This is a genomic window from Citricoccus nitrophenolicus (genome assembly GCF_047305825.1).
Lineage (GTDB): Bacteria > Actinomycetota > Actinomycetes > Actinomycetales > Micrococcaceae > Citricoccus > Citricoccus nitrophenolicus.
The window spans coordinates 637,918-653,637 of record NZ_CP063070.1 but is presented as its reverse complement, the minus strand read 5'-3'; the positions used below and the strand labels follow the sequence as shown (position 1 = coordinate 653,637).

The 15,720-nt window shown below is 70.4% G+C and carries 14 protein-coding genes; 10 read left to right on the top strand and 4 right to left on the bottom strand.

From position 1 onward, the window contains the following. Positions 1 to 17: 17 nt before the first annotated feature. The gene (locus IMT31_RS02990; protein WP_413543707.1) at positions 18 to 1,007 is read right to left on the bottom strand and encodes a quinone oxidoreductase family protein; all 990 of its coding nucleotides are present in this window, start codon (positions 1,005 to 1,007) and stop codon (positions 18 to 20) included. A 156-nt stretch (positions 1,008 to 1,163) separates the two neighbouring features. On the opposite strand from IMT31_RS02990, the gene argC reads away from it, so the two are divergent. Genes argC through IMT31_RS02960 form a run of 6 tightly spaced genes read left to right on the top strand, consistent with a single transcriptional unit; the run spans position 1,164 to position 7,200 of the window. Beyond that, positions 1,164 to 2,204 carry an N-acetyl-gamma-glutamyl-phosphate reductase gene (gene argC / locus IMT31_RS02985; protein ID WP_413543706.1) on the top strand — a complete coding sequence of 347 codons (1,041 nt, stop codon included), beginning with the start codon at positions 1,164 to 1,166 and terminating at the stop codon, positions 2,202 to 2,204. After that, positions 2,201 to 3,361 (top strand): bifunctional glutamate N-acetyltransferase/amino-acid acetyltransferase ArgJ, encoded by a 1,161-nt coding sequence (gene argJ, locus IMT31_RS02980; RefSeq protein ID WP_413543705.1) that lies wholly within the window; start codon positions 2,201 to 2,203, stop codon positions 3,359 to 3,361. The genes argC and argJ overlap by 4 nt, the downstream gene beginning before the upstream one ends. Before the next feature lie 5 nt (positions 3,362 to 3,366). Beyond that, positions 3,367 to 4,341: an acetylglutamate kinase gene (gene argB / locus IMT31_RS02975; RefSeq protein ID WP_345355665.1), complete on the top strand. Its 975-nt coding sequence runs from the start codon at positions 3,367 to 3,369 to the stop codon at positions 4,339 to 4,341. Continuing rightward, complete coding sequence (locus IMT31_RS02970; RefSeq protein ID WP_413544360.1) at positions 4,341 to 5,684, top strand: acetylornithine transaminase; 1,344 nt, start codon at positions 4,341 to 4,343, stop codon at positions 5,682 to 5,684. Before argB ends, IMT31_RS02970 begins: the two co-directional genes overlap by 1 nt. Then, a complete protein-coding gene (argF, locus tag IMT31_RS02965) occupies positions 5,681 to 6,706 on the top strand; it encodes an ornithine carbamoyltransferase (RefSeq protein ID WP_345355668.1) in 1,026 nt (341 codons plus the stop codon). Before IMT31_RS02970 ends, argF begins: the two co-directional genes overlap by 4 nt. Beyond that, the gene (locus IMT31_RS02960) at positions 6,703 to 7,200 is read left to right on the top strand and encodes an arginine repressor (protein ID WP_345355671.1); all 498 of its coding nucleotides are present in this window, start codon (positions 6,703 to 6,705) and stop codon (positions 7,198 to 7,200) included. The genes argF and IMT31_RS02960 overlap by 4 nt, the downstream gene beginning before the upstream one ends. 40 nt (positions 7,201 to 7,240) lie before the next feature. Here IMT31_RS02960 and IMT31_RS02955 read toward each other — a convergent pair whose 3' ends face one another. From IMT31_RS02955 to IMT31_RS02945, 3 genes are all read right to left on the bottom strand, one after another. Beyond that, the gene (locus IMT31_RS02955; RefSeq protein WP_345355674.1) at positions 7,241 to 8,086 is read right to left on the bottom strand and encodes a hypothetical protein; all 846 of its coding nucleotides are present in this window, start codon (positions 8,084 to 8,086) and stop codon (positions 7,241 to 7,243) included. Between the two features lie 204 nt (positions 8,087 to 8,290). Then, complete coding sequence (rpf, locus tag IMT31_RS02950) at positions 8,291 to 9,022, bottom strand: resuscitation-promoting factor Rpf (protein ID WP_413543704.1); 732 nt, start codon at positions 9,020 to 9,022, stop codon at positions 8,291 to 8,293. 249 nt (positions 9,023 to 9,271) lie between these two features. Then, the gene (locus IMT31_RS02945; RefSeq protein WP_413543703.1) at positions 9,272 to 9,778 is read right to left on the bottom strand and encodes an ankyrin repeat domain-containing protein; all 507 of its coding nucleotides are present in this window, start codon (positions 9,776 to 9,778) and stop codon (positions 9,272 to 9,274) included. A 138-nt stretch (positions 9,779 to 9,916) separates the two neighbouring features. Between IMT31_RS02945 and IMT31_RS02940 the strand changes: the two genes are divergently transcribed. From IMT31_RS02940 to IMT31_RS02925, 4 genes are all read left to right on the top strand, one after another. Then, positions 9,917 to 11,200 carry an argininosuccinate synthase gene (locus tag IMT31_RS02940; protein WP_345355686.1) on the top strand — a complete coding sequence of 428 codons (1,284 nt, stop codon included), beginning with the start codon at positions 9,917 to 9,919 and terminating at the stop codon, positions 11,198 to 11,200. A gap of 3 nt (positions 11,201 to 11,203) precedes the next feature. Continuing rightward, positions 11,204 to 12,640: an argininosuccinate lyase gene (argH, locus tag IMT31_RS02935; RefSeq protein ID WP_413543702.1), complete on the top strand. Its 1,437-nt coding sequence runs from the start codon at positions 11,204 to 11,206 to the stop codon at positions 12,638 to 12,640. A gap of 6 nt (positions 12,641 to 12,646) precedes the next feature. Further along, entirely contained in the window at positions 12,647 to 13,318 is a 672-nt protein-coding gene (locus IMT31_RS02930; RefSeq protein WP_413543701.1) for a DNA-3-methyladenine glycosylase, read from the top strand. A gap of 133 nt (positions 13,319 to 13,451) precedes the next feature. Next, positions 13,452 to 15,710 (top strand): HelD family protein, encoded by a 2,259-nt coding sequence (locus IMT31_RS02925; protein ID WP_413543700.1) that lies wholly within the window; start codon positions 13,452 to 13,454, stop codon positions 15,708 to 15,710. The last annotated feature ends 10 nt before the right edge of the window (positions 15,711 to 15,720 follow it).

The window sequence follows — 15,720 nt, the reverse complement described above, 5'->3', positions numbered from 1 at the left end:
CGGTGTGGCGAGCGGGATTACGGCAGCAGGAGGGATTTGCCGGTGGTCCGGCGAGACTCGAGGTCCCCGTGCGCCCGGCCTGCCTCGGACAGCGCATAGGTGGCCCCCACACGGAAGTCCAGCGTGCCGGCACCCATCGCGGTGAAGAGCTCCTCGGCCCGCCACCGGGTCTCCTCGGCGGTGCGCGTGTAGAAGGCGAGGGACGGCCGGGTGACGTAGAGGGAGCCGGCGCCGTTGAGCCGTTGCAGGTCGAAGGGCGGGACCTGGCCGGAGGACCCGCCGAAGAGCACCAGCATGCCGCGGACCCGCAGCGAGTCCAGCGACTCGTCGAAGGTGTCTCGGCCCACGCCGTCGAACACCGCGTGGGCGCCCTCGCCCGCGGTGAGCTCGCGGACGCGGGCGGCGAACCCCGTGTAGTCGAGGACCTCGCTGGCCCCGGCCTGCCGGGAGAGCTCCTTCTTCTCGGGAGTGGAGGCGGTGGTGATGACGGTGGCGCCACGGGCCACGCACAGCTGGGTGAGCAGCAGTCCCACGCCTCCGGCGCCGGCATGGATCACCACGGTCTGGCCCGACTCCACGGTGAAGGTGGAACGGCACAGGTAGTGGGCCGTCATGCCCTGCAGCGGGATGGCGGCGGCCTCCACGGGGTCCACCCCGGCCGGGATGGGGAGCAGCTGGTCCACCGGGGCCGTGAAGTACTCGGCGTAGGTGCCGGACCCGGCGGCCGTGGCCACCACGTCTCCTCCGGTCACGCCCGAGACGCCCTCGCCGAGGCCCACCACGGTCCCTGAGCCCTCCGAGCCGGGCACGAAGGGGTGGGGCATGCGATACACCCCGGAGCGCTGGTAGGTCTCGATGAAGTTCAGCCCGGCGGCGGCCGTCCTGACCAGCACCTCTCCGGGGCCGGGGCTCGGCACCGGAACCTCGGTCCACTGCAGGACCTCCGGGCCGCCGGGGATGTCCACGCGTACTGCGTGCTGGCTGGTGGGCAGGGAGTCGTCACTCATGGTGACTACCTTAACCGGGCCGGGCCTCGCTCAGTGCGGTGGCCAGTGGACCGGCGGTGGGCGTCGGATGACGTGCAGGTGAACAATCGGGAGTGGCTCCCGATCCGGTGATGCATAAATATTGGCATCACTGCATATTTCGCCTAGCATGGGTCCATGAGCCACACAGTTGCCGTCTCCGGAGCCAGCGGATATGCCGGGGGAGAAGTCCTCCGGCTCCTGACCGCCCACCCCCAGGTGGAGATCGGCGCCATCACGGCGCACTCCAACGCCGGGGAGCGGCTGGGCGCACTGCAGCCTCATCTGCATTCCCTGGCGGACCGTGTCCTGTCCGAGACCACCGCCGAGGTGCTCTCCGGTCATGACGTGGTGTTCCTGGCACTGCCCCACGGCGCCAGCGGGGCGATCGCCGCCGAGCTCGAGGAGCGGTCGCCGGGGACACTGGTGATCGATGCCGGCGCCGACCACCGGCTCGAGTCCGCCGAGGCCTGGGAGCGGTTCTACGGCTCCGGCCACGCCGGCACCTGGCCCTACGGACTGCCCGAGCTGCCCGGTCAGCGCCGGAGGCTCCGGGATGCCTCCCGCATCGCCGTCCCCGGTTGCTATCCCACCACGTGCCTGTTGGCGCTGGCCCCCGGTTTCACCGCGGGGCTGCTGGAACCCGAGGACGTGGTGATCGTGGCCGCCTCCGGGTCCTCCGGGGCCGGCAAGGCCCTCAAGCCCCACCTGCTCGGCAGCGAGGTCATGGGCTCCATGAGCCCCTACGGCGTGGGCGGCGGGCATCGCCACACCCCGGAGATCGAGCAGGGCCTGGGCCAGGCGGCGGGTCAGCCGGTCACGGTGTCCTTCACCCCGACCCTGGCACCCATGTCCCGCGGCATCCTCGCCACCGCCACTGCGCGGCTCAGGCCCGGGGTCGACGCCGGCCGGGTCCGGTCCGCGTGGGAGCAGGCCTACGCTGCGGAGACCTTCGTCCACGTGCTGCCCGAGGGCCAGTGGCCCACCACGCAGTCCGTGCTGGGTTCCAATCACGTGGTCATGCAATTGGCCGTGGACGCCCACGCCGGCCGCGTCATCGTCTCCGCCGCGCTGGACAACCTGACCAAGGGCACCGCCGGTGGCGCCATCCAATCCATGAACCTCGCCCTCGGCCTCGCCGAGCAGACGGGCCTGAACCAGCAGGGAACCGCACCATGAGCATCACCACCGCCCAGGGATTCCGCGCCTCAGGCGTCGTCGCCGGACTGAAGTCGACCGGCAAGCCGGACGTGGCCGTCGTCGTGAACGACGGGCCGGACCGTCATGCGGCCGCCGTCTTCACCACCAATCGGGTGGCCGCCGCCCCTGTGGTCTGGTCGCGCCAGGTGGTGGCGGACGGGCGGGTGGATGCCGTGGTGCTGAACTCGGGCGGGGCCAATGCGGCGACCGGCCACCGGGGGTTCCAGGACACGCACGCCACCGCAGAGCATGCCGCCGGACAGCTCGGGATCTCCGCCGGCGACGTGTTGGTCTGCTCCACCGGCCTGATCGGGCTGCCGCAGCCGATGGACCGGTTGATCCCGGGCGTGACCGCCGCGGTGGAGGCGCTGGGTGCCGAGGGCGGTGCCGTTGCGGCCGAGGCCATCATGACCACGGACACGGTGCCCAAGACCTCGGTCCACCGTGGACCCGGATACACGATCGGTGGCATGGCCAAGGGGGCTGGGATGCTCGCTCCGGGGATGGCCACCATGCTGTGCGTCATCACCACCGACGCCGTCATGGACCCTGCGGCCTTGAAGGCAGCGCTGGCCGAGGCGGTCCGGACCACCTTCAACCGGGCGGATTCCGATGGCTGCATGTCCACGAACGACACCGTGGCGCTGCTCGCCTCCGGGGCGTCCACGACCCGGCCGGAGGCATCGGAGTTCCAGGAGGGTCTGCGCACGGTCTGTGCGGACCTGGCGCGGCAATTGATCGCAGACGCCGAGGGGGCCGCCCACGAGATCTCCATCGAGGTGGTCAACGCGACCACCGAGGAGGCCGCCGAGGCCGTGGCCCGGGCCGTGTCCCGGTCCAACCTGTTCAAGGCCGCCGTGTTCGGCCGGGACCCGAACTGGGGGCGTGTCATCTCCGCCGTCGGCACCGTGCCGGAGGAGGTGGCCCCCTTCGACCCCGAGCGTCTCGACGTGTACTTCAACGGCGTCCAGGTCTGCCGCGACTCCGGGGTGGGCGAGGACCGCGAGCTCGTGGACCTCTCCCCGCGTGAGGTCCGTGTGGTCATCGACCTGCACGCGGGATCCGAGACGGCGACCATCTGGACCAACGACCTCACGCATGACTACGTGCATGAGAATTCCGCCTACTCGAGCTGAGGGCCATGAACACGTCACCTGAGGTCACCTCTGCCGCGGCCTCCGCCCCAGCGCCCGGGGACGGAGCTGCGGCCAAGGCCGCCGTGCTGCTCGAGGCCCTGCCGTGGATCCAGCGCTTCGCCGGGTCCATCATGGTCATCAAGTACGGCGGCAATGCGATGGTCTCGGAGCCACTGCGCCGGGCCTTTGCCGAGGACATCGTCTTCCTGCACCATTGTGGCATCCACCCCGTGGTGGTGCACGGTGGCGGACCGCAGATCAACACCATGTTGGACCGACTCGGGATCGCCTCCGAGTTCGCCGGCGGGCTGCGCGTCACCACCGCCGAGGCCATGGAGGTGGTCCGGATGGTCCTCACCGGCCAGGTGGGCCGCGAGCTGGTGGGGCTGGTCAACGGCCATGGTCCCTACGCCGTTGGAATGTCCGGCGAGGACGCAGCACTCTTCCGCGCCCGCCGGACCGGCACCGAGGTGGACGGCGAGGCCGTGGACCTCGGCCTGGTGGGCGAGGTCACCGGGGTCAACCCCACCGCCATCCGCGACCTCGTGGACAACGGCCGGATCCCCGTGGTCTCCTCCGTGGCGCCGGAGGTCGATCCTGGTGGGCATCCGACCGGGGACGTGCTCAACGTCAACGCGGACACGGCCGCCGCCGCCCTGGCCGTGGCCCTGGGTGCCTCGAAGCTCGTGGTCCTCACGGACGTGGAGGGCCTGTACTCGAACTGGCCGGACCGTACCTCGCTGGTCTCCTCCCTCGGCGCGGGGGAGCTCCGAGCCCTGCTGCCCACCCTCCAGTCCGGCATGATCCCGAAGATGGCGGCGTGCCTGAAGGCCGTGGACGGCGGGGTCCCGCAGGCGCACATCGTGGACGGGCGAGAGCCGCACTCGATGCTGCTGGAGATCTTCACCACCGCCGGCGTGGGCACCCAGGTCCTGCCGGACGACCACCCCGCCCACTCCACGAGCACACCGGGAGCATGATGACCGCACCGCACACCGGCGGGTCCAACGAGACCCTGCTGAACCGCTACACCTCCGCCCTGACCGGCGTCTTCGGCGCTCCGAGCCGCGTACTGGTCCGCGGCGAGGGCGTTCACGTCTGGGACGCCGACGGCAGGCGCTACACCGACTTCCTCGGGGGGATCGCCGTGAATGCCCTGGGGCACGCCCATCCTGCGCTCGTGGGGGCTGTCACCGAGCAGCTGGGGACCCTCGGGCACATCTCCAACCTCTTCAGCTCTCAACCCCAGATCGTGCTGGCGGAACGGCTCCTGGGCCTGGCGAACGCGCCCGAGGGGTCCACGGTGTTCTTCGCCAATTCGGGCTCGGAGGCCAACGAGGCCGCCCTGAAGTTGGCCCGCCGCCACGGCCGTGAGGACCCCTCCGGCCGCCGGCAGCGCGTCCTGGCCCTGGAGGGCAGCTTCCACGGCCGCACCCTGGGGGCGCTGGCCATGACCTGGAAGCCCGCCTACCGAGAGCCCTTCGAGCCGTTGCCCGGCGGGATCGAGTTCATCCCGGCCGGAGACGTCGCCGCGCTGGAGGCTGCGGTGGACGAGACGGTGGCCGCCGTCATCATGGAGCCCGTGCAGGGTGAATCCGGGGTACACGGCTGGCCGGCCGGATACCTGCAGGCTGCCCGGGAGGCCACTCGGCGCCACGGGGCCCTGCTGATCTTCGATGAGGTGCAGTCCGGCACTGGCCGGACGGGGGCCTGGTTCGCCCATCAGAATCCGGCGGTCACGGGCCAGGATGGAGCTGTGGTGCCGGACGCCATGACCCTGGCCAAGGGACTGGGGGGCGGCATCCCCATCGGCGCCCTGGTGAGTTTCGGGGACCGGACCTCGCGGCTGCTCACCGCCGGCCAGCACGGCACCACCTTCGGCGGCAATCCGATGGCTACGGCGGCCGGGCTGGCGGTGCTGGACACCATCACGCGGGACGGGTTGCTGGAGCACGCCCGTTCCCTGGGGGCCCGGCTCGCCGGCGCGTTGGCGGCCGTGGACGGTGTGGCGGCGGTGCGGCAGTACGGTCTCCTGATCGGCGTGGACCTCGCCGTCCCGGCTGGTTCTGAAGCCCCGGTGCCCAGCGGCGGTCTGGCCCCCGCCGTCGTCCGCGCCGGTCTGCAGGCCGGGTACCTGCTCAATGCCACCGGCCCCGAGACCTTGCGCCTGGCCCCGCCACTGGTGATGGGCGAGCAGGAGGCCGACCAGCTGGTCGTCGACCTGCCGTCCCTGCTGGACGCGGCCCTGACATCCAGCGGCGCGGCCCAGTCCGCGCCAGGCACGATCGACCCGACGCACCAGACGCAGGAGAAGAGCGCATGAGCACCAGCACCACTCCGTCCCCGGCAGCCCCGGCCCTCCGGCACTTCCTGGTGGACACCGACCTCACACCGGCCGAGCAGAGCGAGGTGCTGGACCTGGCCCAGGCCATGAAGGCCGATCGGTTCCAGCACCGACCACTGGCGGGCCCACAGACCGGGATCGTGTTCTTCGACAAGACCTCCACGCGGACCAGGGTGTCCTTCGCGGCGGGCATCGCCGACCTCGGTGGCCAACCACTGATCATCAACCCCGGCGACTCGCAGCTGGGCCACAAGGAGTCCATCGCGGACACCGCACAGGTACTCTCCCGGATGGTCTCCGTGATCGTCTGGCGGACCTTCGCGCAGTCGGGACTGCAGGAGATGGCCGAGCACTCCTCCGTGCCGGTGATCAACGCACTCTCGGACGACTACCACCCCTGTCAGCTGCTGGCGGACCTGCTGACGGTGCGCGAACACAAGGGCCACACCGAGGGCCTGGTGATGGCCTACCTCGGGGACGCCGCCAACAACATGGCCAATTCCTACCTGCTGGCCGGGGTGACGGCCGGAATGCACGTGAGGATCGCGGGCCCCGCCGGCCACCTGCCTGAACAGGGAGTCGTGGCGGCCGCCGAGGACCGGGCCGCCGAGACCGGGGGATCGGTACTGGTCACCACTGATGCCATGCAGGCACTGGACGGGGCGGACGTGGTGGTCACCGACACGTGGATCTCCATGGGGCAGGAGGATGAGAAGGAGGCCAGGCAGTCCCTGTTCCGCGACTACGCGGTGGATGCCAGGGCCATGTCGGCGGCGGCCCAGGACGCGATCTTCCTGCACTGCCTGCCCGCCTACCGCGGGTTCGAGGTGTCCGCAGAGGTGATCGACGGCCCTCAGTCCGTGGTGTTCGACGAGGCGGAGAACCGCCTGCACGCGCAGAAGGCCCTCATGGCCTGGCTGCTGTACCGCTCCGGGCTGGCAACTGCACCGGACAGCGCACCAGGCGGGGCCGGCGTCGTTCCGGAGCCCGCCCGCCGATGAGCGCGCCGGCCACCAAGACCGCCCGCCAGGCCGCCATCAAGGAGGTGCTGGACTCCACGGACGTGCACAGCCAGGCCGAACTGCTCGCGGCGCTGGGGGACCGGGGCGTCTCTGTGACACAGGGAACCCTGTCCCGGGACCTCGTGGAGCTGGGCGCGTACCGGGTGCGCGGGGAGAGCGGCCAGCTGGTGTATTCCGTGCCGCCGGAGGGCCCAGTGACGGGCGAACTGCCCGGCCGCCGGCCTCCAGAGGCACTCGAGGGACGCCTGACGAGCCTGTGCCGTGACCTGCTGGTGGCGGCCGAGTCCAGTGCCAACCTGGTGATCCTGCGGACCCCGCCCGGTGCGGCGCAGTTCCTGGCCAGCGTGATCGACCAGTCGCGCCAGCCGGACATCCTCGGCACCATCGCGGGCGACGACACGATCATGATCGTCACCCGCGCGCCGGACGGGGGCATGGCCGTGGCCGGGCGCTTCCTCGAATACGCGGGATAGCCGCTCCCGATCGCCGGGGACGGGTGGGAGGCGGGGCCGGCTAGCTCCCCGGGATCACGAAGACCTCGTCCTCGGCCGGCATCTCGACCGGCTCCACCGCGTCCCAGCGGGAGAAGTCGATGGTGCCCGCACCGGACTCGTCGGCGGAGCCTGACCCCGATGCCTCGGAGGTCGTGGCAGACGGGGAGGTGGAGGGATCGTCGGAGGGAGAGGTTGAAGGGGTGGAGTCTCCGGAGGCGCCGCCTTCCGAGCCGCTCTGAGCCTCGATGCGCAGCAGCCGGTTGTCCTGGGAGAGGTAGACGCTGACCGGTGCCCCGGTGTCCTCGTTGCTGCCGGTGTACTTGTAGACCTGCTCGCCGTCCAACTCCGTTGGCTCGGACGTGTAGTCCGAGTTGCCGAACTCGTCACCGGCCGGGATGTCCCCGATGAAGGACTCCCACAGGGTGGACATGGTGAATCCGCCCTCGCCGGCCGGCATCCGGAGCCACTTCTCGCCCACCATGTCCTGCAGCTGGGCGCCGCCGTTCTGCTCGTAGAAGGCTGTGTTCGGCTTCATGTAGGTGTTCTCACTGTTGCCGATGATCTCGATCGCCACGCCGTCCATGGAGACATTGCCCGCATAGGAGGAGTCGTCGATCTGACCGGCGATGGACACCGTCATCTCCTGGCCGCCCTGGGTGACGTTGCCGTCCACGGCCACGGACGTGGCCTCCTCGATCGAGGCGTAGGCCTCCGGCCACACATCCTCCAGGGGAGGCACATCGGCACCGGAGCATGCGCTCAGGCTGAGGGCAGCGGTGGTTCCCAGGGCCAACAGGCCCCAGCCTCTGAGCGCGCGCGCCCTGGAGACGCGCCGGGGCTGTGGTGCGGTGGTGGTCAGAGTCATGGTGTCCCCCTGAAGGAAGCTGTTCTGGTGCGTCTGCACCGGGGATCCCGGTGGGCGCGGCGCGAATTCTGCTCCTGACACCCTATAGGCCGCCGCGTGGAGACAGGAAAGCGCCGGAGGGAATGTTCCCCTCCGGCGCCTTCCTCAGCCGTTCGCGGCCCGCTGGGACCGCTCAGTCGGCGATGCTGTGTAGCGTGCCGTGGATCAGGCCGGCAGGTGCAGGGTCTGGCCGACGAAGATCAGGTCGGCGTTGGACACCGTGTCGGTGTTGGCCGCGTACAGGGCCTCCCAGCCGCCCTCGACGCCATTGGCCTCGGCGAGCTTGTACAGGGTGTCACCGGCCTTGACGGTGATGGTCTCCTCGGACTTCTCCACCGGGGAGACGGAGGAGGTGCGCTCCTCCTGCACGGGAGCCTGCTGGGCCGGGGCCTGCTGCTGCGGGGCCTCCTGCTGGGCGGGCGCCTCCTGCTGGGGAGCCTGCTGCTGGGGAGCCTGCTGGGCGGGGGCCTCCTGCGTCTGGGAGGAGGACTCGGCGGACTGGGTGGTCACCTCGGCGCTGCCGCCGTTGCCGTACAGGCCGAGCTTGGCGGAGCAGGCGGGCCAGGCGCCCCAGCCCTGCATGGAGAGCAGGTTCTCGGCGACACGGATCTGCTCGGCCTTGGAGGCCTGGTGCGGCATGCCGGAGCCGCCGGCTGCGCGCCAGGAGCTCGGGGAGAACTGCAGGCCGCCGTAGTAGCCGTTGCCCGTGTTGATGGACCAGTTGCCGCCGGACTCGCACTGGGCGAGCGCGTTCCAGCTGGAGGCCGGGGCGGCGGTGGCGGGGGCGGACAGCGCGGTCAGGCCGGCACCGGCGACAGCGAGGCCGGCGAGGCCGGCAGCGGAGCGGCGGACGATGGCGCCGCGGGTGGACTGGGTGGCAGTGGAGGTCTTCTGCATGGTGTTTGAGGGTTTCGGCCCACCACTGCTCAGGTCGTCCCCGACCGTCCGTGCAGCACCGTCCGCCGTCCGCGATGGAGTTCACGGCGCGGGGCTCCCAAGGGACGGTGCAGGTGGGGGAGCTCCGCAGGCTTCCTGCTAGATCACGATAAGATCACGAAGCAGGACTAGGTCCAGTGAAATGCATCAGAACGATAACGTCAAATTCTCCTGCGGATTCTCATGGGCCTCTCATGCCGGGGGGTGTCCTCAGGCAGTGGGGTCGGATGGATTGGGCGGATCTGACGGGCCGGAGGGGTCGGCGGGTCCCGCAGGGCCGGCCTGGGTCTCGAGCAGGGTGCGCATGGCGTCGAGTCCGAACATCTCCACGGCGGCACGAGCGCTCACCGGCCCCTCGTCCGGATCCGCCCCGGCGGCCAGGAGGGCCATGACAGACTCCTCGTTCTGGACGAACACGGCGCAGGACAGTGCCGACTGGCCGCGCCCGTTGAGCCGGTCCACCTCCGCGCCGCGCTCGATCAGCGCCTTAACGAGTGCCGGGTGGTTGTTGTAGGTCGCGAGGATCAGCAGGGTGTCACCCTTGTGATTGGTCAGGTTCACCGGCACGCCCTGGTCGATGGCGGGCAGCAGCTGCTCGGCGTCGCCGGCCCGCGCCAGGTCGAACAGGGCGTTGAGGAAGTCCAGCTGCTCGTCTGTCAGTTCCGGCGTCGGCACCGAGGCAGGCTCTGGGGTGGGGTGTGGGGTATCGCTCGTCATCTCTCCAGATTACGGTGAGAAAACGAGCGGTGCGGTTCGGGCTTCGGCAAATCTGCATAAATATGTAGACTGCTGCATAAGGCGAAACGCACGTCCCGACCGCGGGGCGGCAACGCAGGCAATCCTAAGGAGCACGCAATGACAGAGCGCATCGTCCTGGCCTACTCGGGCGGACTGGACACGTCGGTGGCCATTGGCTGGATCGCAGAGGCCACGGGTGCCGAGGTGATCGCCGTGGCCGTGGACGTGGGCCAGGGCGGAGAGGATCTGGAGACGGTGCGTCAGCGCGCGCTGGACTGCGGTGCGGTGGAGGCCTACGTGGCCGATGCCCGGGACGAGTTCGCCGAGCAGTACTGCTGGCCCACCCTGAAGGCCAACGGTCTCTACATGGACGCCTACCCGCTGGTCTCCGCCATCTCCCGCCCCGTCATCGTGCGCCACCTGGTGGCAGCCGCCCGTCAGTTCGGCGCCTCCACCGTGGCCCACGGCTGCACGGGCAAGGGCAACGATCAGGTGCGCTTCGAGGTCGGCATCCAGACCCTGGGGCCGGACCTGAAGTGCATCGCCCCGGTACGGGACCTGGCCCTGACCCGTGACAAGGCCATCGAGTACGCCGAGCGCAACGAGCTGCCGATCGTCACCACCAAGAAGAACCCCTTCTCCATCGACCAGAACGTCTGGGGACGGGCCGTGGAGACCGGCTTCCTGGAGGACATCTGGAACGGCCCCACCAAGGACGTCTATGACTACACCGATGATCCGTCCTTCCCCCCGGCGCCGGACGTGGTGACCGTGACCTTCGAGCAGGGCGTCCCCACGGCATTGGACGGGCGCGCGCTCTCCGCGCTGCAGATCATCGAGGAGATGAACCGCCGGGCCGGTGCCCAGGGCATCGGCCGCGTGGACATCGTCGAGGACCGCCTGGTGGGCATCAAGTCCCGCGAGATCTACGAGGCGCCGGGCGCCATGGCCCTCATGACGGCCCACCGGGAACTGGAGAACATCACCCTCGAGCGCGAGCAGGCCCGCTTCAAGAAGACCGTGGACCAACGCTGGACGGAGATCGTCTATGACGGCCAGTGGTTCTCCCCGCTGAAGAAGAACCTGGACGTCTTCATCGACGAGTCTCAGAAGTACGTCTCCGGGGACATCCGCATGGAGATGCATGGTGGCCGCGCCACGGTGCAGGGCCGCCGCTCGGAGACCGGCCTGTATGACTTCAACCTGGCCACCTATGACGAGGGTGACGCGTTCGACCAGTCCTCGGCCCGCGGCTTCATCGACATCTTCGGGCTGTCCTCGAAGGTCGCCACCGAGCGCGACCAGCGGGTGGCCGGAGGCAACACAGTGGACTCCCTCCTGGACGTCGCCGAGCTGAGCAACGAGAACAGCGCCGACAACGCCGGGAACACGGGGGCCTGAACCGTGTCCGAACGCCACGGCACCAATGAGGGGTCCCTGTGGGGCGGTCGGTTCGCCGGCGGCCCCGCGGATGCCCTTGCGGCCCTGAGCAAGTCCACGGACTTCGACTGGCGGCTGGCCCGCTATGACGTCGCCGGCTCTCGCGCCCACGCGCGGGTCCTGCACACGGCCGGACTGCTCGACGACGTCGAGCTGACCGCCATGCTCGAGGCACTCGACACCCTGGAGGCGGATGTGGTCTCCGGCGCGTACACCGCGGCCGCCTCGGACGAGGACGTGCACGGCTCACTCGAGCGGGGACTGATCGAGCGGGCCGGGTCCGCGCTGGGCGGCAAGCTGCGAGCCGGGCGGTCCCGCAATGACCAGATCGCCACGCTGGGGCGGATGTTCCTGCGGGACCATGCCCGGCTCATCGCCGCGCGGCTGCTGGAGACGGTGGACGCGCTGATCGCCCAGGCCGAGGCGCACCCCTACGCCCCCATGCCGGGGCGGACCCACCTGCAGCACGCCCAGCCCGTCCTGCTCAGCCACCACCTGCTGGCCCACGCCTGGTCCATGACCCGGGACGTGCAGCGGTTCGTGGACTGGGACCGCCGCGCCGCTGTGTCCCCCTATGGCTCCGGAGCGCTGGCGGGTTCCTCGCTGGGGTTGGACCCCAACGCGGTGGCCGCCGAGCTCGGCTTCTCCTCCGCGGCCTGGAACTCGATCGACGGCACCGCCGCCCGGGACGTCTTCGCCGAGTTCGCGTGGGTGTGCGCCATGGTGGGCGTGGACCTGTCCCGCATCAGCGAGGAGGTCATCTTCTGGGCCACCAAGGAGGCCGGCTTCGTCACCCTGGATGACGCCTACTCCACCGGGTCCTCGATCATGCCGCAGAAGAAGAACCCGGACGTGGCCGAGCTGGCCCGGGGCAAGTCCGGCCGGCTGATCGGTGACCTGACCGGCCTGCTGGCCACGCTCAAGGGCCTGCCCTTGGCCTACAACCGGGACCTGCAGGAGGACAAGGAGCCGGTCTTCGATGCGGCGGACACCCTCGAGCTGCTGTTGCCCGCCGTCTCCGGGATGATCGCCACCCTGACGTTCAACACGCCGCGGATGGCCGAGCTGGCCCCGCAGGGCTTCGCCCTGGCCACGGACATCGCGGAATGGCTGGTGCGCTCCGGCGTGCCGTTCCGGGACGCCCACGAGCTCTCCGGTGAGGCCGTCCAGGTGGCCGAGCAGCGCGGGGTCGAACTGTGGGATCTCACGGACGAGGACTATGCGGCGATCTCCCCGGCGTTGACGTCCGAGGTGCGCACCGTGCTGTCCACGTCCGGCTCCCTGAACTCCCGAAACGCCCAGGGCGGCACCGCGCCGGAGGCCGTCGAGGCGCAGTTGGCCGAGCTCAGGCGTCAGCTCGCTGAGCTCCGGGCCTTCGGGGACTCCTCCGTCCTCGGATGAGCACGCGTGGGCGGTGAATCGTGGCCGGCGCTGCAGCGAGGGGCTCTGCACGCCGCGCCGCTGCTGCTCGGCTCCACGCTGACGGTCGCCCGCCAAGGCCAGGCGGTCAGCGTCCGGCTGTCCGAGGTGGAGGCCTACGAGGGGGCCCGGGACCCGGGCTCGCACGCCTTCCGGGGCCGGACCGCCCGTAACGGGACCATGTTCGGCCCGGCCGGGTTCGTCTACGTGTACTTCACCTACGGGATGCACTGGTGCGTGAACATCGTCTGCGGGCCCCAGGGCGCCAGCTCGGCCGTCCTGCTGCGGGCCGGCGAGGTCACCGCGGGGTTCCGGGCCGCCGCCGAGCGCCGAGGCCCCCGGGCGCCCGCGGGTCCGAGGTTGGCCTCCGGCCCGGCGCGGCTGGCCCAGTCCCTGGGCCTTGGGCGAGGGGATGACGGCTCCGCGCTCGTGCCGGGACCCGCCCCGGCCTCGGTGCTCGACTCGGCACCGGAGGGCACGGTCATGGACGGCGTGTGGCTCTCCGGCATCAGGCAACGACGCCGGCCCGGCACCTTGAGCGGACCGCGCACCGGGGTCTCCGGCCCCGGTGGGACCGGGGACTTCCCCTGGCGGTTCTGGCTCCCGGACGAGCCCTCGGTCTCGGCCTATCGGGCCGCGAAGCCCCGGCGGCGCGGCTGATGGGACGGCATTAACGTTTCGTTCATCCGCACGGCTGTACTATGGATGGTCACTCGTTCCGAGGTGCCCTGGGGTTCTGGCGGATTCGTCGGACCCTGTGGGGCACCATCGATAGCCCTAAGGTGTGCCAGGCATGACTGATGTGGTCCCCGTCCACCAGACCGAACTGGAGCATGAGCGCGGCTACGTCGCCCGGCTCTACGAACGCCTGGATGAACTGCGTGCCGAGAAGGAGAGCCAGCTGGCCCGCGTCCGCAAGGAGGGTCCCCAGGGATCGGTGCAGAACGTCTCCGAGCGGGACGCCTTCGCCTCGCTCTATGAGGACCGGCTGGCCCAGTTGTACGCCGTGGACGACAGGATGGTCTTCGGGCGTCTTGACCTGGACGGCGGGGATGAACGGTACATCGGCCGCATCGGGCTGACGGACGAGGATCAGGTCCGGCTCATGGTGGACTGGCGCGCGCCGGAGGCCGGGGCGTTCTACCAGGCCACCGCGCACCAGCGGCTCGGAGTGCGCCGCCGCCGCCACCTGATGCTGCGCGGTCGCTCCGTGGTGGACCTCGAGGACGATGTCCTGGACGCCACCCTGCTGGACGACTCCTCGGTACACCACGGCGCCGGTGCCCTGCTGGCCGCCGTCACCGCCCGTCGCACCGGCCAGATGGGTGACATCGTCGCCACCATCCAGTCCGAGCAGGACGCCATCATCCGTTCGCCGCTCAAGGGCGTGCTCGTGGTCCAGGGCGGACCGGGCACCGGCAAGACCGCGGTGGCCCTGCACCGGGCGGCCTACCTGCTCTACACCCACCGTGACCGCCTGAAGACGGCCGGGGTGCTGCTCGTGGGCCCGTCCCAGTCCTTCATGAGGTACATCGACCGGGTGCTGCCCTCCCTCGGGGAGACCGGCGTGGTGATGTCCTCTCTCGGCCGGCTCATGCCCGGTGTCAAGGCCGTCCCGGAGACGGACCGGAGGATCACCAAGATCAAGGGCAGGCTGTTCATGGCGGACGTGGTGGCCAACGCCGTGGCCAACCGCCAGCGCCTGCCCTCGGGCCCGCGCAAGGTGGACGTGGGCGGCACCATGCTGACCATCCGTCCCAAGCAGGTCCGCCGGGCGCGGGACCGTGCCCGGGCCACTGGGAAGCCGCACAACGAGGCGCGGGCCACGTTCGTGAAGATCATGGTGCGCGAGCTCGCGGACCAGCTCAAGGACAAGCTGGAGAAGTCCTCGGGTGCCGGCAACAACATCGACCGGTCCTACCTCACCGAGGACGTACGCACCTCCCGGGATGTGCGCATCACGCTGAACCTGTGCTGGATGCCGCTGACCCCGGAGAAGCTCCTCACAGACCTGTTCTCCCGTCCCGACCATCTCGAGATGGCGGCTCCCTTCCTCAAGCCGAAGCACCGCCGTCGCCTCCTCCGGCCCGCAGACGCCCCCTGGACGGAGGCGGACGTCCCCCTCCTGGACGAGGCCGCAGAACTGCTGGGGGAGTGGGATGCCACGGCGGGCCGGGCTCAGGCGGATGAGAAGGCCGCCCGCAAGCGGGATCTGGTCAACGCCGAGGCCACCCTGACGAACGTGAACGCCATGCTCGAGGACTTCGGGGTGGACGGGGTGGTCTCCGCGGATGCCCTGGTGGAGGCCAACCAAGCGAGGGACCAGTACGTTTCCCCGGCCGAGCGGGCCGCCACGGACCGCACCTGGACCTATGGGCACGTGGTGGTCGACGAGTCGCAGGAGCTGTCCCCCATGCAGTGGCGGCTCCTGATGCGTCGGTGCCCGCTGAAGTCGTTCACGATCGTCGGGGACATCGCCCAGGCCTCCTCGGCTGCGAACGTGACCTCCTGGGCCGAGGCACTCGAGCCGTTCGTCGAGGAACGCTGGCGGCTGGAGGAACTGACCGTGAACTACCGAACGCCGGCCAGGATCACGCGGCTGGCGGCCTCCGTGGCCCAGGCCGCCGGTCTGCCGGTCTCCTCCCCGCAGGCCGTCCGTGAGGGCGATTGGGAGCCCACCGTGACCCGGGTGGTCCCCGCCGACCGGGACACCGCCCTGCTGGCCGGGGTCGCCGAGGACCTGGAGAGGATCGACGGCGGCCTGCTGGCCGTGATCGCCCCGGTGTCCCTTGAGCGTGAGGTCGCAGAGCTGCTGCGCATCACCTATGGGGATCGCGTCGGCTCCGGCGGTGGGGGACTCGGTCAGGACATCGTGGCCACCACCCCGGGCGAGGCCAAGGGCCTGGAGTTCGACGCGGTCGTGCTGGTCGAACCGGCCCTGATCGTCCAGGAGGCCGGCGGCCTCGTCGGAGACCTCTATGTGGCGATGACCCGTTCCACCCAGACCCTGCGTGTGGTGACCACGGGCGAACTGCCCACCGGGTTGGAGTAGCCGGCCGTCC